We start from the raw sequence: 21,324 nt of genomic DNA, 5'->3' as shown, positions 1-21,324 counted from the left end.
AGGCTCCAGGCTACGGCGAGGCTGCCTACTCCACCGTGACCGACTTCGCGAGATTGCGCGGCTGGTCGACGTCTTTCCCCATGAAGACGGCAGTGTGGTAGGCGAGGAGCTGCGCTGGCACGGCGAAGACGAGCGGCGCGACGACCGGGTCGCAATCGGGCATGACAAGCGTCGACATGGTGTCCATGGCGGCCTCGGCAGCGCCGCGCCGATCGGTAATCAGCAGGATTCGGCCGCCGCGCGCAGCCACCTCCTGCATGTTCGATACGGTCTTCTCGAAGACAGCGTCATGCGGTGCGATGACGATGACCGGCATCGCCTCGTCGATGAGCGCGATCGGGCCGTGCTTGAGTTCGCCCGCGGCATAGCCTTCGGCGTGGATGTAGGAGATTTCCTTCAGCTTCAATGCGCCCTCGAGGGCCAGCGGGTAGGAAGTGCCGCGGCCGAGATAGAGGACGTCCTTCGCTTTCGCGATCTCGCGCGAGACGGTCTCGATCTCGCCTTCGCTCCGGAGGGCCTCCGTCATGAGGCTGGGGACCGCTGCGAGCACCTCGACGAGCCGGCGTTCGTCCGCTTCCGTCAGCGTCCCGCGCTGCCGGCCGGCGCCGATCGCGAGAGCCAGGAGAACCGACAGCTGGCAGGTGAAGGCCTTGGTCGAAGCGACGCCGATCTCGGGCCCGGCGAGCGTCGGGGCGACGACGGCGCTGTCGCGAGCCATGGTTGAGGTCGGGACGTTCACGACCGCCAGCGTGTGCTGGCCCTGGTCCTTGGCGTAGCGCAGCGAGGCAAGCGTGTCGGCCGTCTCGCCGGATTGCGAGACGAAGAGCGCCACCTGTCCCGGGTCAAGCGGGACCTCGCGGTAGCGGAACTCGGACGCCACGTCGATCTCGACAGGCAGCCGGGCGAGCCTCTCGAACCAGTATCTCGCGACGAGGCCCGCGTAATAGGCGGTGCCGCAGGCCGAGATGGACAGGCGCGAGACGTCCCTGAAGGAGAAGGGCAGCTCGGGCAGGCGGACCGCGCAGCGGGAGAAGTCGACATAATGCGCGATCGTCCGGCCGACCACCTCCGGCTGCTCGTAGATCTCCTTCGCCATGAAATGGCGGTGGTTGCCTTTGCTGGCGACCGCCGAGCCGGCCGGGATCGTCTGGCGGGCGCGCTCCACCGGATGGCCCTGCGCGTCCCGGATCGTCGCGCCCGAGCGGGACAGGACCGCCCAGTCGCCGTCCTCCAGATACGAGATCTCGTCCGTGAAGGGGGCAAGCGCGAGCGCGTCCGAGCCGAAATACATCTCGCCTTCACCGTAGCCGATGGCGAGCGGCGCGCCGTGCCGCGCCCCGATGAGCTGGTCCTCCTCGCCTTCGAACAGGAAGACGAGAGCGAAGGCGCCCCGCAGCTTGGGCAGGGTCGCGGCGACCGCCTCTGTCGGGCTCCTGCCCTGCCGCAGTTCGTCGGTGACGAGCTGCGCCACGACCTCGGTATCCGTCTCGGTGTCGAAGACGACGCCCTTCGCCTGCAGGTCGTCCCGCAGCGCGCGGAAGTTCTCGATGATGCCGTTATGCACGACGGCGAGCTTGTCCGTCGCATGCGGGTGGGCATTGGTCTCGTTCGGGCGCCCGTGCGTGGCCCAGCGCGTGTGGCCGATGCCGATCGCGCCGGTCAGGGGAGCGTGGGATAGCTTGAGCTCCAGGTTGCGCAGCTTTCCCTCGGCGCGGCGGCGCTCGAGATGGCCGTTCTCAAGGGTGGCCACTCCCGCCGAATCATAGCCCCGGTATTCCAGGCGCTTCAGCGCGTCGACGACGAGCGGCGCCACCGCGCCCCGTCCGAGAATGCCTACGATGCCGCACATGAAGCGATCCCGTCCGCCCGCCCGGGTCCCGGGCGGGCGTTACATACCCGAGAATACTGAATGATTGCCAACTGCAGTGGCGCAGTTCAGCCCTTTGCCGGCCGCTGCGTCCTCGCCCAGCCCTCCTTCACCACCTGCCGTCCGCGGCCGAGCGCCAGGGCCTCGGCCGGCACATTCTCCGTGATGACCGAGCCCGAGCCGATATACGCGCCCGCCCCGACGCTTACCGGCGCCACGAGGGACGTGTTCGTGCCGATGAAGGCGTTCGGGCCGATCTCGGTGCGGTGCTTGCGGGCGCCGTCGTAATTGCAGGTGATCGTGCCGGCACCGACATTGGTGCCCTCGCCGATCGTCGCGTCGCCCAGATAGGCGAGGTGGTTCGCCTTCACGCCAGGTCCAAGTTCGGCGTTCTTCACCTCGACGAAGTTGCCGATATGCACCCCCTCGGCAAGTCTCGCTCCCGGACGGAGCCGGGCGAAAGGCCCGATGATCGCGCCCGCTGCGACCCGGGCGCCTTCGATATGGCAGAAGGAGCGGATGCTGACGCTGTCACCGATCTCCACGCCGGGACCGAACCAAACATTCGGCTCCACAACGACATCGCGGCCGATCTTCGTGTCGGATTGCAGGAACACGGTCTCGGGTGCGACCAGGGTCGCGCCACCGGCCATCACGTCGCGGCGCAGCCGCCACTGCATGTCCGCCTCAGCGGCCGCGAGCTGGACGCGGTCGTTCACGCCTTGAACCTCCGCCTCGGGCGCGAGAACGACGGCGACCGCCGCGCCGGCCTTCGCCGCGAGTGCCACGGCGTCCGTCAGGTAATACTCGCCTTTCGCGTTGCTGTTGCCGATCGCTGAGAGGAGCGCGAGGGCGCGGGATCCCGCCATCGCCATGAGCCCGGCATTGCAGAGCCGGATCGAGCGTTCCTCGGGAGAGGCGTCGCGCTCCTCCCGAATTGCCTGGAGGCGCCCGCCTTCCTGGATCAGGCGTCCGTAGCCGGTTGGATCCTTCGCCTCGAAGCCAAGCACCGCGAGCGTCGCCCCCGCCCCGAGCGGCTCGCGCAGCCGGACGAATGTTTCCGGCGTGACGAGCGGCGTATCCGCGAAGGCGACGACGACATCGTCCATTCCTTCTTCCAGCGCCGCTCGGGCGGCGAGGACGGCGTGGGCCGTGCCGAGCCGCTCCGACTGCACGAACACGCGGGCCCCGGCCGCATTGGCATGCACCTCGGCCGCGACGTCGTCGCGATCCGGCCCGACCACGACGGCGATGCGGTCGGCCCCGGCGCGGCGCACGGCGTCGAGAACATGGGCGAGCATGGTCCTCCCCGCGATCCTGTGAAGAACCTTCGGGATGGAAGAGCGCATCCGGGTGCCCTCGCCAGCCGCCAGGATGATTGCTAAGCAGGATCGCTCCCGCTTCGCGGGTTCCTGGTGAGGTGTCTCGGTCATGGTGGTGTCGGCTCGACGGAACAGGAGTCGGTTCCGCGGGGAGGTACCCCACGTCGCGGCCGCGCCGCAAACCCGGGCCGCGTGCCGGTCCGGAGACCTCCGATGACCGAGGCGCTACCGTCACGCCCGACGCGGCGCGGCGCGGCCGCTCTGATCGGAGCCGGACTGGCCGCAGCGGCGATCGGGCGGCCGCGGGCGCAGACACCCGCTCCGGGAACGCCGGCAGCCCTGATCCAGGGGACGCTGGGCGAGGGCCAGCGGTTCAGCCCGGCCGCCGTTGTCGACATCGCCCGGGCGATGGCGCGCCGTCCCTTCACGCCGCCGCCGAACGATCTGCCGGAGGCATTCGCGGGACTCAACTACGAGCAGTACATCGCCATCAAGGCGCAACCCTCCGCCCGTATCTGGGAAGGTGAAGGACGCGGCTTCGTGGTGGAGCCGCTGCCGCGTGGCTTCGTGTTCACGGCGGGCGTGACGCTGTTCACGGTCGAGGACGGGATGGTGCGCCGCATCCTGTTCGACCGAAGCCGGTTCGATTTCGGCACGCTCAATCTTCCGGCGAATACCCCGGATCTCGGCTTCTCGGGATTCCGCCTCACCTCGACGGCGCTCGGCGGCGCCCCGTTCGACTTCGCCATCGTGCAGGGCGCCACCTTCTTCCGCGCGCTTGCACGCGGACAGAATTTCGGCGCCGTCGCGCGCGCCCTGACGCTCAAGCCGGCGGAGGCCCGAGGGGAGGAGTTCCCGAGCTTCCGCGCCTTCTGGCTCGAACGGCCCGTCGCGGGGACGAACGCGATCGTGACCCACGGGCTGATCGATTCCGAATCGGTGACCGGGGCCGTCCGGATGACCTTCCGGCCCGGCGAGGCGACCATCGTCGACGTCGAGACGACGCTCTTCCCGCGTGTGAACCTCGAGCATGTCGGGCTCGGCGGGATGGGTGCGACATTCCTGTTCGGACCCAACGTGCGGCGGACGACAGACGACGTCCGGCCGGCGGTCTACGACGCCTCGGGCCTGCAGATGCTGAACGGGCGCGGCGAGTGGCTCTGGCGGCCGCTAAACAACCCCGACACGCTGCAGGTCTCGGCCTTCGTGGACGAGAACCCGAAAGGGTTCGGGCTGGTGCAGCGGGAGCGGGACGCCGTCTTCTTCCAGGACGATGTGCAGCAGCCCGAGCGCCGGCCGACGGTCTGGATCGAGCCGATCGGCGAATGGGCGCAAGGGGCCGTCCAGCTCATCGAGATCCCATCCGACTCCGAGGTGAACGACAACATCCTCGCCTATTGGCGACCGCGGGCGGTGATGCAGGGCGGCTCCGAAGTCGCCTTCGCGTACCGGCAGTTCTGGTGCTGGACGCCGCCCGAGCGGCCGCAACTCGCCTCCGTATCGCTCACGCGGTCCGGACGCGGGGCGGGCGGCCGCCGCCGCCGTTTCCTGGTCGAGTTCGTGGGCGAGTCGCTCGCCGCGCCCGTGCCCGACCTGCGACCAGCCGTGTCGACGGCGAGCGGCGCAATCCAGAACGTGAGGTTCTGGACCTACCCGGACCGGAAGGTCGTGCGGGTGGTCTTCGATCTTGACCCCGGCGGCGAAAACGCGTGTGAGATGCGCCTCGTGCTGCAGGCCGGCCCCAGGCCGTTAAGCGAGACATGGCTTTATCGTTGGACGCCCTGACCCCCGAAACGGCGCGGTCGGTCGATCACCCTCGCAAGCACCAGCCTGCAACGCCGGTCGAGAGCCGGCTGTCCATGCCGACGCAATCGCTGTCGCGCTGGTCCGCCGCCGAGAAGCAGAGCTTCGCCTCCCCTGCCCCGCGCACGCCCTATCTCGCGCGCGCCTTCGTATTCGGGGGAGCGGCGCTGCTGACCGCCTACGGCGCGCGCGAGATGTACGAGGTGGTGTCGGTCAGCCGCACCACGCTTCTGCAGTACGGCCTGTTCGCGCTCTTCACCCTGAATTTCTCCTGGATCGCGCTTGCCTTCACCAGCGCTCTCCTCGGCTTCTTCGCGCTCCTGTTCGGTCTTGCGAAGCAGCCGCCGAAGGCGATTGAGCGGCTGTCCTCGCGGACGGCCATCGTGATGCCGGTCTACAATGAATCGACCGCCCGCACCTTCGCGGCGCTCGAAGCGATCCGCGAGTCCGTCGAGAAGACCGGCCACGGCGCCGTGTTCGACTATTTCGTCCTGTCCGACTCGACGAGTCCGGACGCCTGGATCGCGGAGGAGCGCGCATTCCTGCGTCTGCGCGAGAAGCTCGGGCCGGACGCACGCCTCTACTACCGCCACCGGGAGAAGAACCACCACCGTAAGGCCGGCAACATTGCCGACTTCGTGACCCGATGGGGTGGCGCCTACGAGCACATGATCGTGCTCGATGCCGACAGCCTCATGACGGGCGACTGCATCGTCCGGCTGACGGCGGCCATGGAGGCCGATCCGCGCGCCGGCATCATCCAGACGCTGCCGATCATCCTGAACCGCAACACGCTGTTGGCGCGCCTCCAGCAATTCGCGGCCCGGATGGCCGGCCCGGTGATCGCCACCGGCCTTGCCGTCTGGTCCGGCCGCGACGGCAATTACTGGGGGCACAATGCGATCATCCGAACCCGCGCCTTCGCGGCGCATTGCGGCCTGCCGGACCTGAAGGGCAAGCCGCCCTTCGGCGGGCACGTCCTCAGCCACGATTTCGTGGAAGCCGCCCTGATGCGCCGGGCCGGCTGGTCGGTCTATATGCTGCCGGAGCTCGAGGGCAGCTACGAGGAGAGCCCGCCCTCGCTCATCGACCTCTCCGTGCGCGACCGGCGCTGGTGCCAGGGCAACCTGCAGCATTCGCGGATCATCGGCGCCCGCGGATTGCGGCTCGCGACGCGGCAGCATTTCGCGACCGGGATCATGTCGTATCTCGCCTCGCCCCTGTGGCTGCTGCAACTCGTGGTCGGCATCGCGCTCGTCCTGCAGACGACCTATATCCGGCCGGAATATTTCAGCCGCGATTTCCGCCTCTTCCCGTCGTGGCCGCGCTTCGACCCCGAGCGCGCGCTCTGGCTCTTCGGGATCACGATGGCGGTTCTGCTCGCGCCGAAGATCCTGGGGCTCATCCTGATGCTGATGGATGGAGCCAAGCGGCGGGCATCCGGCGGAGCGATCCGGCTCACATTGTCGGCGCTGATCGAGATCGTGCTCTCGGCCCTGATCGCGCCGATCCTGATGCTCATCCAGTCGGGCTCCGTGTTCCAGATTCTCATCGGGGGCGACACCGGCTGGAACCCGCAGCGGCGCGACGACGGGTCGATCCCGCTGCGCGACATCGTCCGCCGCCATCGCTGGCACACCCTGCTCGGGATCGTCACGGGGCTTTCGGCCTTCCTCATCGCGACCTCGCTCTTCCTCTGGATGTCACCCACGATCCTTGGACTCGTGCTCGCGATCCCCCTCTCCTGGCTCTCGGGCTCGCTCGCGGCGGGGCTGGCGCTGAAGCGGCTCGGGCTCCTGCAGACACCCGACGAGTACCTGCCGCCCGCGATCGTCGAACGTGCGAACCAGCTCCAGCGCGAGAACGCGGCGCTCGGCTACGACGACGAGGAGGCGCTCGCCGTGCTGCATCGCGACCGCGAGTTCCGGGAACTGCACGAGGCGATGCTCCCGCACCGGCCGCACCGCCTGAGGGGGGAGTTCGACAGCGATCGCGTGATGGCCGAAGCCAAGATCATCGACGCAGAACGGCTCGATGAGGCGCTTGCCTGGCTCAAGCCGCGCGAGCGCATGGTGGTCCTCAACGACCGCGCGCTCCTGTCGCTCGCCATGAGACTAAAATCGTAATGATCGATAGTTCCGATCTGCCCCTCTCATGCTAGAGGGGCGCCAGACGAAGCTCACTTCGCCTGAACCGGCCGGCCGACTCTAAGCGGGCCGGCCTTGCCATTCGTCAACTCCTAGGGAGCGAACATGAAGAGACGGCAATTCCTCGCAGCAGGCGCCGCGACCGCGGCCGCTGGCGGCGTCGCCGCACCCGCAATCGCGCAATCCATGCCAGAGGTGAAATGGCGACTCACCTCCGGCTTCCCGAAGTCGCTCGACACGATCTACGGTGCTGCCGAGCTCTTCGCGAAATACGTCTCGGAGGCGACCGACGGCAAGTTCCAGGTTCAGCCCTTCGCAGCGGGCGAGATCGTAGGCACGCCGCAAGCGATCGATGCCGTCGCCAACAACACGGTCGAGATGGCGCACACCGCGTCCTACTACTATGTCGGCAAGGATCCGACCTACGGCATTCTTACCGCGGCGCCCTTCGGCCTGAACACCCGGCAGCAGAACTCCTGGTTCTACCAGAACGGCGGCAACGAGCTCGCCAACGAGTTCTACGGCAAGGCCGGGCTCTATGCGCTGCCGGGCGGCAATACCGGCACCCAGATGGGCGGCTGGTTCCGCAAGGAGATCAAGACGGTCGACGACCTGAAGGGCCTGAAGATGCGGATCGCCGGCATCGCCGGCCAAGTGATGCAGAAGCTCGGCGTGATCCCGCAGCAGATCCCGGGCGGCGACATCTACCCGGCGCTCGAGCGCGGCACCATCGACGCGACCGAATGGGTCGGCCCCTATGACGACGAGAAGCTCGGCTTCAACAAGGTGGCGCCGTTCTATTACTATCCCGGCTGGTGGGAAGGCGGGGCGACGATCCACTTCTGGTTCAACAAGGAGAAGTGGAACTCGCTGCCGAAGAGCTACAAGGCGATCGCCGAGGCGGCGGCCGCCTACGCCAATATCGACATGACGGCGAAGTACGACGCCAAGAACCCCGGCGCGCTCCGGCGGCTGGTCGGCGCCGGAGCGCAGCTTCGGCCGTTCAGCCAGGAGATCATGGAGGCCTGCTACAAGGCCGCGAACGAAATGTACGAGGAGACCTCGGCCAAGAACCCGGACTTCAAGAAGATCTGGGACAACATGCGCGCCTTCCGCGGCGAGGAATATCTTTGGTTCCAGGTCGCCGAGTACACCTACGACAACTTCATGATCCGCGCGCGCGCCCGCGGCGGCTAGGCGCCCGGCAGGACGAGGCAGATGAAGGGACGGCCCTGTGGCCGTCCCTTTTTCATTGAGCGCGCAGAAGGCGCAGCGCCTGGACCGCCTCGCGCAAGCCGCGGTCGAGGATCTTGTCGCGCCGCAGGACGATGCCCAGCGAGCGTTCGAGCGGTGGAACGAGCGGTCGGCTGCGCAGCCGCGTCTCGGCAGCGGGCCGTGTCAGGGCTGGCGCGGGCAGGATGGAGCAGCCGAGTCCGGCCCCGACGAGCTCCTTGATCGCCTCGACGCTGCCGAGCTGCATCAGCGGCCTCGGCGAGAGGCTTGCTGCGGCAAACCACGCATCGACGATGCCGCGCGTGTTGCCGCCCGGTTCGTAGAGGACCAGCGGTTCGCGTGCGAGGATCGCGGGCGGGGGGGACGGCAGGACGGGGGCATCCGCCGCCTCGACCAGAAGGAGAGGGTCCCGGCACACGGGTTCGACCGAGAATGCCCTGCCGCCGGCCGGCAGCGTGAGGAGACCCACGTCGAGCGCGTTCTCGCCGATCAACCTGAGAATGTCCGCGGTGTTCCCGGTCTGCACCACGATCGAGAGCCCGGGCATGGCTCGTCTCAGGGCCCGGAGCAGCGGCGGGAGAAGGTAGATGCAGGCCGTCGCGCCGGTGCCAATACGAACCCGGCCCGCGCCGCCGCTCTGGTGCGACGCGACGGCCGCTAGGCCCCGGCTCAGCTCGGCCTTGGCCGCGCGGAAATGGACGAGAAGCTCCTGACCTGCCGCCGTCGGCGTGACGCCGCGGCCGAGGCGTTCCAGCAGGCGCACCCCCAGCCGTCGCTCGAGCTGCCTGACCTGCATGCTCACCGCGGGCTGGCTCACTCCCCGCCGCCTTGCGGCGGCCGTGAAGCTCCCGAGCTCGACCACCTCGGCAAGAGTTTCAAGCGAGGGGAAATCCAGGCTCCCCAAGTCTCCACTTATGTCGCGCATCAGGGTCATAAGCCTACGCCGCCGAAGGCCGGTATGCCACAACGCCGTCGTACGACGGAGGACCAGCGTGCTCATTCGCCCCTGCGAGCCGGATGACGTTCCGCAGATCGCCAGCATCTATGGGCATGCCGTGCTGACGGGCACCGCCTCGTTCGAGCTGGAGGCGCCCGGTGCGGCCGAGATGGGGCGCCGGCGGGCCGCGCTGCTGGAGGGCGGCTACCCGTACCTGGTCGCAGAACGGGATGGGCGCGTCGCGGGCTATGCCTATGCGGGGCCGTACCGGGCGAGACCGGCCTACCGGAGTACCGTCGAGAATTCGGTCTATGTCGCGCCTGCTCGGCAAGGCCAGGGCATCGGGCGCGAGCTCCTGGGCGCACTTCTGCTCTCGGCCTCCGTCCGGGGCTTCCGGCAGATGATTGCGGTCATCGGCGATTCCGGGAACTTGTCCTCGATCCGGCTGCACAAGGCCGCGGGCTTCACGCATGTGGGCGTGCTGCGCTCGGTCGGCTGGAAGCACGGCCGATGGCTGGACACCGTCCTCATGCAGCGTCCTCTCGGACCTGGAGCCGAAATACCGAGCGATCTCGCCCCCGCCGCCTGATGGTCACGCGCGGGCTCGTCTGGCGGCTCGGCTTCTCCCAGCTCCTGTGCTGGGGCGTCTCGTATTATCTCGTGGCGATCTTCGGCGAGCGGATCGGAAACGAGACCGGCTGGTCCGGCGCGATCGTCTATGGCGGCTTTTCGGCCGCGCTCGTCACCATGGGCATGGCATCGCCCGCGGTGGGCCGGGCGATCGACCGTCATGGCGGCCGAACCGTGATGACCGCAGGTTCGGTGCTGATGGCGGCCTCCTGCCTGCTGCTCGCGGCCGCAACCAATCTCGTCGTGTTCTACGCCGCCTGGCTCCTGCTCGGGGTCGCGATGCGGATGTCGCTCTACGATGCCGCCTTCGCAACCCTCGTGCGGCTCGCGGGCCCGCAGGCCCGCCGCCCCATCTCGCAGATCACCCTCCTGGGCGGGCTGGCTTCCACGGCGCTATGGCCCGTCGGCGCGCGTCTGGCCGATCTCTTCGGCTGGCGGGGGGCGCTCGTCTGCTACGCCGCGATCGCGCTCGCGACCGTGCCTCTCCACCTCGCGATCCCGGCCGGCCGGTTCACGGCCGGGCAAGCGACCTCGCACCGCGCCTCCCCGCGACCGCTTGCAACGACGCCGCGGGAGAAGGCGCTGGCGGCCGGGTTGTTCGCCCTCTCGATCACCCTCGGGGCGATCCTCAACTCGGCCCTCTCTGCGCATATGATCGCGCTTCTCCACGGCCTTGGGATGGGCTTGTCCGCAGCCGTGTGGGCCTCCAGTCTTCGCGGGATCGGGCAATCGCTGGCTCGTCTCTGCGAGATCGCCACCGGCTCGCGCCTGAGCCCGCTCGCCCTGGGCGTGCTCGCGACCGCGATCATCCCGCTCGGCTTCGTCGCAGGGCTGTTCGCCGGCGTGTCGCCCGCCGCGGGCCTCGCCTTCGCATTCCTGTACGGCGCGGGATTCGGGCTCGTGACGATCACCCGCGGCACCCAGCCGCTCGTCCTCTTCGACCCGGCAAGCTACGGCACGATCTCCGGCCGGCTGCTCGCACCTAGCTTCTACCTGTCCGCGCTCTCGCCGACGGCCTTCGCCTGGATCATCGACCGGTTCGGACCGGAGATCGCCATGCAGACCGCGACGGCGCTCGCCATCGCGGTCCTCCTGTCCTCGGCTCTCCTTTGGTGGAGCTTCCGAGACCGGCGATCCTGAGCCTCAGCGCAGATCGGGCGGGGTCGCCTCCTTGGCGAGTTCCGTGAGCGCCTCGTCCAGGCTTGCGGTCACCTGATCCTTGGATCCAAGGCGCCGGATCGAGACCCGTCGCTCCTCGACCTCGCGCTTGCCGACGACCAGGATCACAGGAACCTTGGACAGCGAGTGTTCGCGCACCTTGTAGTTGATCTTCTCGTTGCGGATGTCGGCTTCGGCCCTGAGCCCCAGCCGCTGGGCAGCCTGAACCACCTCCTGCGCATAGGCCTCCGCCTCGGAGGTGATGTTCGCGACCACCACCTGCAGCGGCGCGAGCCAGAGCGGGAAATGGCCGGCGAAATGCTCGATGAGGATCCCGGTGAAGCGCTCCATCGACCCGCAGATCGCCCGGTGGATCATCACCGGCCGCCTCTTCTCGCCTTCGGGCGAGATGTAGGACGCGCCGAAGCGCTCCGGCAGGTTGAAGTCGACCTGCGTCGTGCCGCACTGCCAGTCCCGGCCGATGGCGTCGCGCAGCACGTACTCGAACTTGGGCCCGTAGAAGGCACCCTCGCCCGGATTGATCTCGGTCTTCACCCGTCCGCCGGACTCGCGCTCGATCCGCTCCAGCACCTCGGTCATGACCGCCTCGGCCCGATCCCAGAGCTCGTCGGAGCCGACGCGCTTTTCGGGCCGGGTCGAGAGCTTCACCACGATCTCCTCGAAGCCGAAATCGGCATAGGTCGAGAGGATCAGGTCGTTGATCTTCAGGCACTCCTCGGCCATCTGCGCGTCCGTGCAGAAGATGTGCGCGTCATCCTGCGTGAAGCCGCGCACCCGCATCAGCCCGTGCAGCGCGCCGGACGGCTCGTAGCGGTGAACAGCCCCGAATTCTGCATAACGTACAGGCAGATCTCGGTATGATTTCACACCTTGCTTGAAGATCTGCACGTGGCCGGGGCAGTTCATCGGCTTGAGTGCGAAGACGCGCTTGTCCTCGGTCTCCTCCCCGGCGGACATCGCCATGAACATGGCTTCGCGGTACCAGCCCCAATGCCCGGACATCTCCCATAGCGACGTGTCGAGGAGCTGGGGGGCGTTCACCTCCTGATAGCCTAATTTGCCCAGGCGCCGGCGCATATACGAGACGAGGTTCTGGAAGAGGGTCCAGCCCTTCGGGTGCCAGAACACGACCCCCGGCCCTTCCTCCTGGAAGTGGAAGAGATCCATCTCGCGCCCGAGCCGGCGATGGTCGCGCCGCTCCGCCTCCTCGAGCTGGTGGAGATAGGCCTTGAGGTCGGCCTCGCTCGCCCATGCCGTGCCGTAGATGCGCTGGAGCATCGGATTGTTGCTGTCGCCGCGCCAATAGGCGCCTGCGAGCTTGAGCAGCTTGAAGCCGTTGCCGATGCCGCCGGTGGACGCCCCGTGCGGGCCGCGGCAGAGATCGAGCCACTTGCCCTGCTTGTAGATCTTGAGCGGCTCGTCCGACTTTATGGCGTCGATGAGCTCGAGCTTGTAAGTCTCTCCCTTTTCGGAGAAAAATGCCTTCGCTTGATCGCGCGACCAGACCTCGCAGGTGATCGGCTCGTTGCGGGCGATGATCTCCCGCATCTTTGCCTCGATCCGCTCCAGGTCTTCCGGATGGAAGGGCTCGTCGCGCGCGAAATCGTAGTAGAATCCGTTCTCGATCACCGGCCCGATCGTGACCTGGGTGCCGGGGTAGAGCTCCTGCACGGCTTCCGCCATCACGTGCGCGGCGTCGTGCCGGATGAGCTCCAGCGCTTCCGGCGCCTCGCGGGTGAGGATCTCGATCGTCGCGCCGTCCGGAACAGGCGCGTAAAGATCGCGCACCGTCCCGTCCACCTTGACGGCATAGGCGCGCTTGGCGAGCGACTTCGAGATTGCCGCGGCGACATCTGCACCGGTGGCGCCGTCCGGGAACTCACGGCGGGCGCCGTCGGGAAAGCTGAGGTTGATCATCGGGCTAAGTTGGTTTCGGCCGGCCGCGCGAAGCTCGCACGGGGCGGCTCGTCCTGACCCAATCCGCCCGGGAGCACAAGCTTCGACGCGGAACCAGGATCAAAGGATGACGGGATCGCCCGATCATCGGATCCGGCGTTCCGGGGATCAAGGCCATTCCGTCCAGCGGCCCGCGGTGATAGGCGGCTCGGAGCCCCGAGCCCGAGCGTGCCGAACCAGCCCGATCCTCCCCCCGAGCGCTTCAACGCAGCGCGCCACCTCCTGGCCGGAAACACGGCCCGGAGGGGCGAAAAGCCGGCCCTGATCCTCGTCGGCGAAGGAGGACGCGAGACACGCTACAGCTTCGCGGAGATCGATCGTTCGGTCCGGTCGCTCGCGGCGGGGTTGCTCGATCTCGGGCTCGCACCCGGGTCGCGGGTCATGATCCGGATGGGCAACGAGCCGGCCTATCTCCTGGTCTATTTCGCCGCGCTGGCGGCGGGGCTCATCGCGATGCCGTCTTCGCCGCAGCTCACGCCGGCGGAGGCGTCGTTCCTGATGGAGGACTCGGGGGCCGCGGCCGTCGCGCTCGGGGCCGGGCAGGCGGTCGAGCCGGACCACGCCGCCGGCCGGGTGGTCCTGCGCCCGGACGACATCGCCCGCATGCTGCGGACCGAACCGCTCCCGGACTATGCGGACACCGCGGCAGCGGATCCCGCCTACCTGATCTACACCTCCGGGACGACTAGCCGACCCAAGGGCGTCCTCCACGCCCATCGCGCGATCTGGGGGCGGCGGCCGATGCATGATCATTGGCTGGGGCTGACCGAAGGCGACATCGTCCTCCATGCCGGGACGATGAACTGGACCTACACGCTCGGGGTCGGGATCATGGATCCTTGGGCGCGCGGCGCGACGGCGGTCCTCTATAACGGCCCACGCGATCCGGGCGTCTGGCCGCGCCTGATCGAGACGCAGCGCGCGACGCTCTTCGCGGCGGTCCCGAGCGTCTTCCGCCAGCTTCTGAAATACGCCGATCTCGGCCGGCAAGACCTATCGAGCCTTCGCCACGGCGTCACGGCGGGCGAGGCGCTCTCCGCCACCCTGCTCGAGGAATGGCAGGAGGCGACGGGCAAGCCGCTCTACGAGGCGCTCGGGATGAGCGAGATCTCGACCTATATCTCCTCCGGTCCGACCGTCCCGGTGAAGCCTGGCTCGCCTGGGAAGCCCCAGCCCGGGCGGCATGTCGCCATCCTGCCGGTCGAGGGCGATCCGGCGCCGCTTCCGGCGGGCGAGACGGGGCTGCTCGCGGTTCACCGTTCGGATCCCGGCCTGATGCTCGGCTACTGGAACCGGCCGGAGGAGGAGGCGGCCATCTTCAGGGGCGAGTGGTTCGTCGGCGGCGATCTCGCCGAGTTCGACGACGACGGCTATCTGTGGTTCCACGGCCGGGCGGACGACGTGATGAACGCGTTCGGCTACCGCGTGTCCCCGGGCGAGGTGGAAAGCGTGCTGATCCAGCACCCGGCCGTCCACGAGGTCGCGGTTGCCGAGATCGCGGTCCGCGACGACATCCGGGTGATCGCGGCCTTCATCGTGCCGGAGCCGGGCACGAACCCGAGCAAGACCGAGCTCGATTCCCATTGCGCCGGCCGGCTCGCGCCCTACAAGCAGCCGCGCGAGTACCGGATCGTCGAGGCGCTCCCACGGACGCCGAACGGCAAGGTGCAGCGCAAGCGCCTCGCCGCCGCCTCAGGTCGCCCGGCTGGATGAACGAGAACAGGATGCACGAGGACGGAAACTATCCGGAAATCCGCGAGGCGGTGCGCAAGCTCTGCGAGCGCTTCCCCGGCGAATACTGGCGGGCGCTCGACCGCGAGATGGCCTATCCGGCCGAATTCGTCGACGCGCTGACGCAGGACGGATACCTCGCCGTCCTCATCCCCGAGGAATATGGCGGTTCGGGCCTGCCGCTCTCGGCCGCAGCCGCGATCCTCGAGGAGGTTCAGCGGGCCGGCTGCAACGGCGGCGCCTGCCATGCCCAGATGTACACGATGGGCACGGTCCTGCGCCACGGCTCCGAGGAGCAGAAGCGGAAGTACCTGCCGGAGATCGCGGCCGGCCGGCTCCGGCTGCAGGCCTTCGGCGTGACCGAGCCGACGAGCGGGACCGACACGTCGTCGCTGAAGACGGTGGCCCGCCGCGACGGCGACCATTACGTCGTCAACGGCCAGAAGATCTGGACGAGCCGGGCGGAGCATTCCGACCTGATGCTCCTCCTCGCGCGGACCACTCCGCTCGACCAGGTGGCCAAGCGGACGGACGGGCTCTCCGTCCTCCTCGTCGACATGCGGGAGGCGCGCGGCCGCGGGCTCACCATCCGGCCCATCCGGACCATGATGAACCACGCCACGACGGAGGTGTTCTTCGACGACCTGTGGGTGCCGGCCGAGAACCTGATCGGGGAGGAAGGCCGCGGCTTCCGCTACATCCTGTCGGGCATGAACGCCGAGCGCATCCTGATCGCGGCCGAATGCGTGGGCGATGCGAAGTGGTTCATCGAGAAGGCGGTCGGCTATGCGCGCGAGCGCGTCGTGTTCGGCCGGCCGATCGGCCAGAACCAGGGCATCCAGTTCCCCATCGCGAAGGCCTACGCCAACATGCGGGCGGCCGAGCTGATGGTGCGCGAGGCCCTGCGCCTCTACGAAGCCGGGCAGAACCCGGGCGCGGAGGCGAACATGGCCAAGATGCTGGCCGCCGACGCCTCCTTCGAGGCCGCGAACGCCGCGATTCAGACGCATGGCGGCTTCGGCTTCGCCGAGGAATACGATGTCGAGCGCAAGTTCCGTGAAACGCGGCTCTATCAGGTGGCGCCGATCTCGACGAACCTGATCCTGGCCTATCTCGCCGAGCATGTGCTCGGCCTTCCCCGCTCGTACTGAAACGGAGCCGATGGCCCTCGATATCGACCACCTCCGCGCCTGGGTCGGGCGGACCGAGACCGCCGAGGACGTCGTGACGCCAAGGCTCGTCGCCGAGTACCGGGCGACGCTGGCGCCGCATCTCGCGCCCGTGCCCGAGGGCGATGCCCCGCTCGCCCTGCACTGGTGCCTGACGCCGCCGATCGCGCCGCAGGACCAGCTCGGCCCGGACGGTCATCCGGCCCGGGGCGGCTTCCTGCCGCCGGTCCCCCTCCCGCGCCGCATGTGGGCGGGCGGCCGGATCGAGACCAAGGCGCCGCTCAAGGTGGGCGAGACCGTGATCCGCGCCTCGGCAATCGAGGATGTCACGCTCAAGGAGGGCCGCTCCGGCGCGCTCTGCTTCGTGACGGTGCGCCACGGCTATGCGGGCGGGGACGGGATCGTCATCACGGAGCGGCACGACATTGTCTACCGCGATCCGCCGCCGCACTCCGCAGGGGGCCAGGCTGCACCCGCGACGGCCGACGCCGGGCCGGCGGAGGCCGACCTCGTCTGGGAGATCGAGGCCACGCCGACCCTGCTTTTCCGGTACTCGGCCATGACCTTCAACGGCCACCGGATCCATTACGACGAGCCCTACGTGACGCAGGTGGAGGGCTATCCGGGCCTGATCGTCCACGGCCCGCTGCAGGCGACACTGCTGTTCAACCTCGCAGCGATGCTGGGCGGGGCGACGCCGAAGGTCTTCGAGTACCGCGGCCTCTCGCCGATGTTCTGCCCGACGACGTTCCGGGTGCTCGGTCGGCGGCAGGCGGACGGCTCGATCCGGTGCTGGACCGAAGATGCGGGGGGGCGGACCTGCATGGAGGCGAGGGCAGCGGACTGAGCAGACCGATGTCGGAACATCCAAGCCACCGGCCGCTGGACGGACTTCTCGTCGTCGCGCTGGAACAGGCGGTCGCCGCGCCCTTTTGCTCGTCCCGCCTGGCCGATGCCGGCGCGCGCGTGATCAAGATCGAGCGCCCGGAAGGGGATTTCGCGCGCGGCTACGACAGGGCCGTCAACGGGCTCGCCACCTATTTCGTGTGGCTGAACCGCGGCAAGGAAAGCCTGGTGGCGGACATCAAGGACCCGGCGGACGCCGCCCTTCTCCATCGCATTCTCTCTCGGGCCGACCTGTTCATCCAGAACCTCGCGCCCGGCGCCGCAGCCCGGGCCGGCTTCGGGTCCGACGAGTTGCGCGCCCGCTATCCGCGCCTGATCACCGTCGACATTTCGGGCTACGGGACCGGCCACTCCTATTCCGACATGAAGGCCTACGACCTCCTCGTGCAGGCCGAGAGCGGGCTTGCCGCGATCACGGGCCATCCGGCCGGGCCGGGCCGCGTCGGCGTCTCGGTCTGCGACATCGCCTGCGGGATGGCGGCGCATTCGGCGATCCTGGAGGCGCTCATCGGCCGTTTCCGGAGCGGCCAAGGCGCGAAGCTCGAGGTCAGTCTGTTCGACGGCATGGCCGACTGGATGAATGTGCCGCTGCTGTATTTCGAAGGCACCGGCCAGGCCCCGAAGCGGGTCGGGCTCGCCCATCCATCCATCTGCCCCTACGGGGCCTTCGAGACGGCGGACGGCAGCCTCGTCCTGATCTCGATCCAGAACGAGCGCGAGTGGCGCCTCTTCTGCAACGAGGTGCTGGGCGACCCCGACCTGCCGTCCCGCCCGGGGTTCGAGAGCAACAACGCGCGCGTGGCGAACCGGGGGGAGGTCGATGCGGTGGTCGGCTCCGCCTTCCGGGCCATGATGCGAGAGGAGGCTGCGCAGCGCCTGAACACGGCGCGCACGGCATTCGGCTTCGTCAACGAGGTGGCCGATCTCGTCAGGCATCCGGCTCTGCGCCGGGCGGAGGTCGCGACCCCGGCGGGGCCAGCCTCCATCGTCGCGCCCCCTGCCCTGATCGACGGCGCCGCCCGCCCTCTGGGCCCGGTGCCGGAGATCGGCGAGCACGGCGCCGCGATCAGGGCCGAGTTCGCCTGAACGTTCTCACGCGAACGCGCCGGACCGCTCGTCCCCGAGCCGCGCGTCGACCGTGCAGACGACCCCGCCCGGATCGAAGATGAGCCGCACGTCGCCGTCGAGATCCGCCGCGAGGCTTCGCTCGATGAGGCGGGATCCGAAGCCGCGGCGCTCCGGCGGCCGGACGGCCGGGCCGCCACTCTCGGCCCAGCGCAGATGGAGCGTACGGGGCGGGCCGGAGCCCAAAGTCCAGGAAACCTCGACCGTGCCTGAGGGTGTCGAGAGCGCGCCGTACTTGACGGCGTTCGTAGCGAGTTCCTGCAGCGCCATGGCCAGCGCCAGCGCGGTCTGCGGCTTGAGCCGGATGTTCCGGCCCTCGATCCGGAAGCGACCGGGCGGGGCGTCATAAGGGGTTGCCGCACCTTCCACGAGTTCGCGGAGATTCGCGCCCGCCCAGTTCTCGCGGGTGAGCACATTGTGCGCCCGCGACAAGGCCATCAGCCGCTCTTCGAACGCGGCCGCGGCCTCCTCGGTCGTGCGCACGCCCCGCAGCGACTGCGAGGCGATCGACTGCACGGTCGCGAGGGTGTTCTTCACGCGATGGTTCAGCTCGTTGATGAGGAGCCTCTGCCGCTCCTGCGCGAGGGCCCGCTCCGTCACGTCGCGGTGCGCTCCGATGAGCCGGATGGCCTTGCCACGCGCGTCCCGTTCGATCTCGGCCGCGGCCGCTATCCAGCGGACCTGTCCGTCAGACGGCCGGATGATGCGGTACTCTGCCTCGTAGCGGCGAGCGTCACCTTCGAGGGCCGCCCGGAAATCGCGCTCGGCCCGGACGCGATCGTCCGGATGGATGCGTCCGACCCACGCCTCGTGGCTCTCGTTCGCCGCGTCCGGGGGGAGCCCGTGAAGCCGGAGATATTCCGGCGAGCGCCGGTTCGAGAAGCCGTCGCGCAGGTCCACCTCGAGTCCGCCGACCCCGGCGATGCGCTGAACGTGAGCAAGCTCGGCCTCGCGACGCTTCAGCTCGCTCTCGGCTCGTCTGCGGTCGGTGACGTCGCGGACCGCCACCCCAAGCCCTTCCGGGAGGGGGAAGACCCGGCCCTCGATGAACCGGCCGGGCCGGACGAGCGATGCCGTCTCGACCAGGAGCGGCTCTCGGTCGTCCATCACCCGGCGGAGCTGCCGGGCCACCTCGTGCTCAGGACCGATGCCGAGCAGGTCCCACAGGCTCCTGCCGACGGCCTCCTCCCTGGGCAAGCCGATATGCTCCTCGGCGCCGCGGTTGAAGACGGTGATGCGCCACTCGGCGTCGACGGCGTAGAAGCACTCGTCGATGCCGTCGAGGATCGCCGCCATCAGCCGCTTGCTGACCGTCACGGGCGTGAGAGCCTGAGCTTGGCCGTCATGCCTTGGGCTTAGACGGAAATGGCACGATAGCAAGACAATGCCGCTCGGGCAGGTGCGATAAGCCGAAGAGGGCTTCTTTCGAACAATTGCGACTCGCCTTCTTCACCCTAATGCCGCCTTGCAGCGGACCGGGGCATTCGCGCGTGCTACGCAGCGGGGCCCGAAGCCGGGCACGACCGTCCGCAGGTCGCCCGTTCCGCATGAGTCCGTCACGATCGCCATGAGGGAAAGACCACCGCAGGAGGATCGCTTCCCGCTCGGCGTCCAGGGATCGCCGGCACGGACGGCCGCAGCGGAACCATTGGGAAGACGGGCGGCGAATGCCTGCTATCTGCTCGCCGTGGTCGCGATCAACTTCACGCTGTTCCGCCCATCGCCCGTCGACATCTTGTTCGTTACCGCACTTCTCCTGTCGATCAGCTCGCGTCAGATCGTGACGCGCAACATGTTCATCTTCCTGACGCTGATCGGGGTCTGGGTCTTCTCGCTCTACACCTCCTCGATCTCGCTCGTGGCCAATCCGGAGGTCGCCTATTACCTTCTGAAGATCAGCTTCGCCGTGTCGATCGGGGTCTGTTCGAGCCTGATCGCCGCCCATTGGGACGCAGCCGACCTGCGCCGCTTCCTGCAGGTCTTCGTGCTTGCGACCTCCGCAGCCGCGACCCTCGGCATCGCCGGCTACATTCTCGGCATCGAGGAGCTGATGTGGGACGGCCGCGCCAAGGGCTTTCTGGACGACCCGAACATGTACGGCGCATTCCTGCTCCCGGGGATCCTCGCCTGCATGTACATGCTGTCGAAGGGCGAACGGCGGGGGCTCTACGGCCCGGCCCTCGCCTGGATCGCCTTCGGGCTGATCGTGTCCTTCTCCCGCGCGGCGATCGTGTCCGGCCTTCTCTGGGGCGGCGTGTATTACGTCTTCCTCAACCGCCGGAACCTGGCGCGCGCCTCGCTCTATGCCGGCCTCGGGGTCGCGGCCCTGTGCCTTCTCGTCCTCCTGGGCGTGCTTTTCGTCGACGGATTGGGCGAGCGCCTGGCGGAGCGCTCCACCATCGCCAAGGAATACGATCTCGGCCATGGCGGGCGCTACAGCCGCTACGCGCTGAGCATCCCCTTCATCCTCGACAACCCGTTCAGCATGGGACTGCTCGAATGGGAGCGCTTCTTCGAGGAGCCCATCCACAACATCTGGGTGAGCTCGTTCCTGAACTACGGCTGGCTCGCCGGCATCGCCTTCACGCTGCTCCTGATGTTCAGCGTGTCCATCTCGGCAAGGAACTTCCGCCAGACCGGGAACGAGGCGCTGCTCGCGGTGACGGTCGCCTGGGTGGCGGTGATCTCCTGCGCCTTCCTCCACGAGGCGGAGCGGTGGCGGCATCTCTGGATGTTCACCGGCCTCGTCTGGGGCCTGAACGCCCGCAACTTCATGCCAGCCGGACAAGCCAGCCGCGAAGAGTTCCGCGCCGAGGTCGGCCGCGGGCATGCCCCTTCCGGCCTTGTCCCCTCTCCTGCCCGGGCCTGATCCTCAGGTCATGGAGGCGGCGTTGATGACCCCCGCGGCGAGCGAGGCAGCGCCGAGGAAGAGCGCGGCTGACAGCTCTCCGGCAGCGATGCGTTCCGACAGCCGCGGTACGGCAAGCCGGACGAGCCAATAGACCAGGACCTGGACGGCGATCGCGACGACGCCCCAGATGAAGCAGTCGAGCACGGATTGCGCCCGGGTGATTGCGGTCGAGAGCGGCAGCGCGAAGCCGATCAGCGAAAGCCCGAGCGCCAGGGCGGCGGAGACGACGTTCTGCCGGATCAGGGCGAACTCGTTATGCGCGGTCGCGACCGAGTAGACCACCAGGTAGAGCCCGACGAGCCCGAGCGCAGTCCCGAAATAGACGAAGAAGCTCTGCAATCCCGCCAGTGCCGCGCTCACGATCCACTCCGCCCCAGTCGGCGAAGCTTAGCGATTCTCCGCCTGAGT

16 protein-coding genes are annotated in these 21,324 nt (G+C 68.5%); 10 read left to right on the top strand and 6 right to left on the bottom strand.

Features of this window, described 5'->3' with window-relative positions:
• Positions 1-25 precede the first annotated feature (25 nt).
• A complete protein-coding gene (glmS, locus tag HJG44_RS06540; RefSeq protein ID WP_171217554.1) occupies positions 26-1,849 on the bottom strand; it encodes a glutamine--fructose-6-phosphate transaminase (isomerizing) in 1,824 nt (607 codons plus the stop codon).
• Positions 1,850-1,935: 86 nt separating this feature from the next.
• Positions 1,936-3,300, bottom strand: a complete 1,365-nt coding sequence (gene glmU / locus HJG44_RS06535; RefSeq protein WP_171217553.1) for a bifunctional UDP-N-acetylglucosamine diphosphorylase/glucosamine-1-phosphate N-acetyltransferase GlmU — start codon at positions 3,298-3,300, stop codon at positions 1,936-1,938.
• Between the two features lie 102 nt (positions 3,301-3,402).
• On the opposite strand from glmU, the gene HJG44_RS06530 reads away from it, so the two are divergent.
• The 3 genes from HJG44_RS06530 (at position 3,403) to HJG44_RS06520 (ending at position 8,336) form a co-directional block, all read left to right on the top strand.
• A complete protein-coding gene (locus tag HJG44_RS06530) occupies positions 3,403-4,974 on the top strand; it encodes an OpgD/OpgG family glucan biosynthesis protein (RefSeq protein ID WP_171217552.1) in 1,572 nt (523 codons plus the stop codon).
• A complete protein-coding gene (gene mdoH / locus HJG44_RS06525; RefSeq protein ID WP_171217551.1) occupies positions 4,950-7,118 on the top strand; it encodes a glucans biosynthesis glucosyltransferase MdoH in 2,169 nt (722 codons plus the stop codon). Before HJG44_RS06530 ends, mdoH begins: the two co-directional genes overlap by 25 nt.
• Positions 7,119-7,244: 126 nt before the next feature.
• Positions 7,245-8,336 (top strand): TRAP transporter substrate-binding protein, encoded by a 1,092-nt coding sequence (locus tag HJG44_RS06520; protein ID WP_171217550.1) that lies wholly within the window; start codon positions 7,245-7,247, stop codon positions 8,334-8,336.
• A 52-nt stretch (positions 8,337-8,388) separates the two neighbouring features.
• Here the strand turns inward: HJG44_RS06520 and HJG44_RS06515 are convergent, their stop codons facing one another.
• The gene (locus tag HJG44_RS06515; RefSeq protein ID WP_171218179.1) at positions 8,389-9,297 is read right to left on the bottom strand and encodes a LysR family transcriptional regulator; all 909 of its coding nucleotides are present in this window, start codon (positions 9,295-9,297) and stop codon (positions 8,389-8,391) included.
• On the opposite strand from HJG44_RS06515, the gene HJG44_RS06510 reads away from it, so the two are divergent.
• Positions 9,287-9,898: a GNAT family N-acetyltransferase gene (locus HJG44_RS06510; RefSeq protein WP_171217549.1), complete on the top strand. Its 612-nt coding sequence runs from the start codon at positions 9,287-9,289 to the stop codon at positions 9,896-9,898. The two genes, HJG44_RS06515 and HJG44_RS06510, sit on opposite strands and share 11 nt — an antisense overlap.
• A complete protein-coding gene (locus HJG44_RS06505; RefSeq protein ID WP_171217548.1) occupies positions 9,898-11,079 on the top strand; it encodes an MFS transporter in 1,182 nt (393 codons plus the stop codon). Before HJG44_RS06510 ends, HJG44_RS06505 begins: the two co-directional genes overlap by 1 nt.
• Before the next feature lie 3 nt (positions 11,080-11,082).
• Here the strand turns inward: HJG44_RS06505 and thrS are convergent, their stop codons facing one another.
• A complete protein-coding gene (gene thrS, locus HJG44_RS06500) occupies positions 11,083-13,035 on the bottom strand; it encodes a threonine--tRNA ligase (RefSeq protein WP_171217547.1) in 1,953 nt (650 codons plus the stop codon).
• A 207-nt stretch (positions 13,036-13,242) separates the two neighbouring features.
• Between thrS and HJG44_RS06495 the strand changes: the two genes are divergently transcribed.
• From HJG44_RS06495 to HJG44_RS06480, 4 genes are read left to right on the top strand one after another with little or no spacing between them, the layout of a single operon-like run.
• Positions 13,243-14,787, top strand: coding sequence for an AMP-binding protein (locus HJG44_RS06495; RefSeq protein ID WP_171217546.1), 1,545 nt, complete (start codon positions 13,243-13,245; stop codon positions 14,785-14,787).
• Positions 14,788-14,798: 11 nt separating this feature from the next.
• Positions 14,799-15,956: an acyl-CoA dehydrogenase family protein gene (locus HJG44_RS06490; RefSeq protein WP_171217545.1), complete on the top strand. Its 1,158-nt coding sequence runs from the start codon at positions 14,799-14,801 to the stop codon at positions 15,954-15,956.
• A 10-nt stretch (positions 15,957-15,966) separates the two neighbouring features.
• On the top strand, positions 15,967-16,821 hold the full coding sequence (locus HJG44_RS06485; protein ID WP_171217544.1) for an HTD2 family dehydratase: 855 nt from the start codon (positions 15,967-15,969) through the stop codon (positions 16,819-16,821).
• Between the two features lie 8 nt (positions 16,822-16,829).
• Complete coding sequence (locus HJG44_RS06480) at positions 16,830-17,966, top strand: CaiB/BaiF CoA transferase family protein (protein ID WP_171217543.1); 1,137 nt, start codon at positions 16,830-16,832, stop codon at positions 17,964-17,966.
• 6 nt (positions 17,967-17,972) lie between these two features.
• Here the strand turns inward: HJG44_RS06480 and HJG44_RS06475 are convergent, their stop codons facing one another.
• On the bottom strand, positions 17,973-19,322 hold the full coding sequence (locus HJG44_RS06475; RefSeq protein WP_210260979.1) for a sensor histidine kinase: 1,350 nt from the start codon (positions 19,320-19,322) through the stop codon (positions 17,973-17,975).
• A gap of 250 nt (positions 19,323-19,572) precedes the next feature.
• On the opposite strand from HJG44_RS06475, the gene HJG44_RS06470 reads away from it, so the two are divergent.
• Positions 19,573-20,874, top strand: a complete 1,302-nt coding sequence (locus tag HJG44_RS06470) for an O-antigen ligase family protein (RefSeq protein WP_210260978.1) — start codon at positions 19,573-19,575, stop codon at positions 20,872-20,874.
• Positions 20,875-20,877: 3 nt separating this feature from the next.
• On the opposite strand, the gene HJG44_RS06465 is transcribed toward HJG44_RS06470, so the two are convergent.
• A complete protein-coding gene (locus HJG44_RS06465) occupies positions 20,878-21,276 on the bottom strand; it encodes a DUF350 domain-containing protein (RefSeq protein ID WP_171217541.1) in 399 nt (132 codons plus the stop codon).
• Positions 21,277-21,324 lie beyond the last annotated feature (48 nt).

Source organism: Enterovirga aerilata (genome assembly GCF_013044135.1).
Lineage (GTDB): Bacteria > Pseudomonadota > Alphaproteobacteria > Rhizobiales > Beijerinckiaceae > Enterovirga > Enterovirga aerilata.
This window is presented reverse-complemented; position numbering and strand designations above follow the sequence as displayed.

Bases quoted from the DNA above. Each gene is read 5' to 3' on its own strand.
- HJG44_RS06505 (WP_171217548.1), top strand. From the start codon at position 9,898: ATGGTCACGCGCGGGCTCGTCTGGCGGCTCGGCTTCTCCCAGCTCCTG.
- glmU (WP_171217553.1), bottom strand. From the start codon at position 3,300: ATGACCGAGACACCTCACCAGGAACCCGCGAAGCGGGAGCGATCCTGC.
- HJG44_RS06485 (WP_171217544.1), top strand. From the start codon at position 15,967: ATGGCCCTCGATATCGACCACCTCCGCGCCTGGGTCGGGCGGACCGAG.
- thrS (WP_171217547.1), bottom strand. From the start codon at position 13,035: ATGATCAACCTCAGCTTTCCCGACGGCGCCCGCCGTGAGTTCCCGGAC.
- HJG44_RS06530 (WP_171217552.1), top strand. From the start codon at position 3,403: ATGACCGAGGCGCTACCGTCACGCCCGACGCGGCGCGGCGCGGCCGCT.
- glmS (WP_171217554.1), bottom strand. From the start codon at position 1,849: ATGTGCGGCATCGTAGGCATTCTCGGACGGGGCGCGGTGGCGCCGCTC.
- HJG44_RS06510 (WP_171217549.1), top strand. From the start codon at position 9,287: ATGTCGCGCATCAGGGTCATAAGCCTACGCCGCCGAAGGCCGGTATGC.
- HJG44_RS06480 (WP_171217543.1), top strand. From the start codon at position 16,830: ATGTCGGAACATCCAAGCCACCGGCCGCTGGACGGACTTCTCGTCGTC.
- HJG44_RS06490 (WP_171217545.1), top strand. From the start codon at position 14,799: ATGCACGAGGACGGAAACTATCCGGAAATCCGCGAGGCGGTGCGCAAG.
- HJG44_RS06520 (WP_171217550.1), top strand. From the start codon at position 7,245: ATGAAGAGACGGCAATTCCTCGCAGCAGGCGCCGCGACCGCGGCCGCT.
- mdoH (WP_171217551.1), top strand. From the start codon at position 4,950: ATGGCTTTATCGTTGGACGCCCTGACCCCCGAAACGGCGCGGTCGGTC.
- HJG44_RS06470 (WP_210260978.1), top strand. From the start codon at position 19,573: ATGAGGGAAAGACCACCGCAGGAGGATCGCTTCCCGCTCGGCGTCCAG.
- HJG44_RS06515 (WP_171218179.1), bottom strand. From the start codon at position 9,297: ATGCGCGACATAAGTGGAGACTTGGGGAGCCTGGATTTCCCCTCGCTT.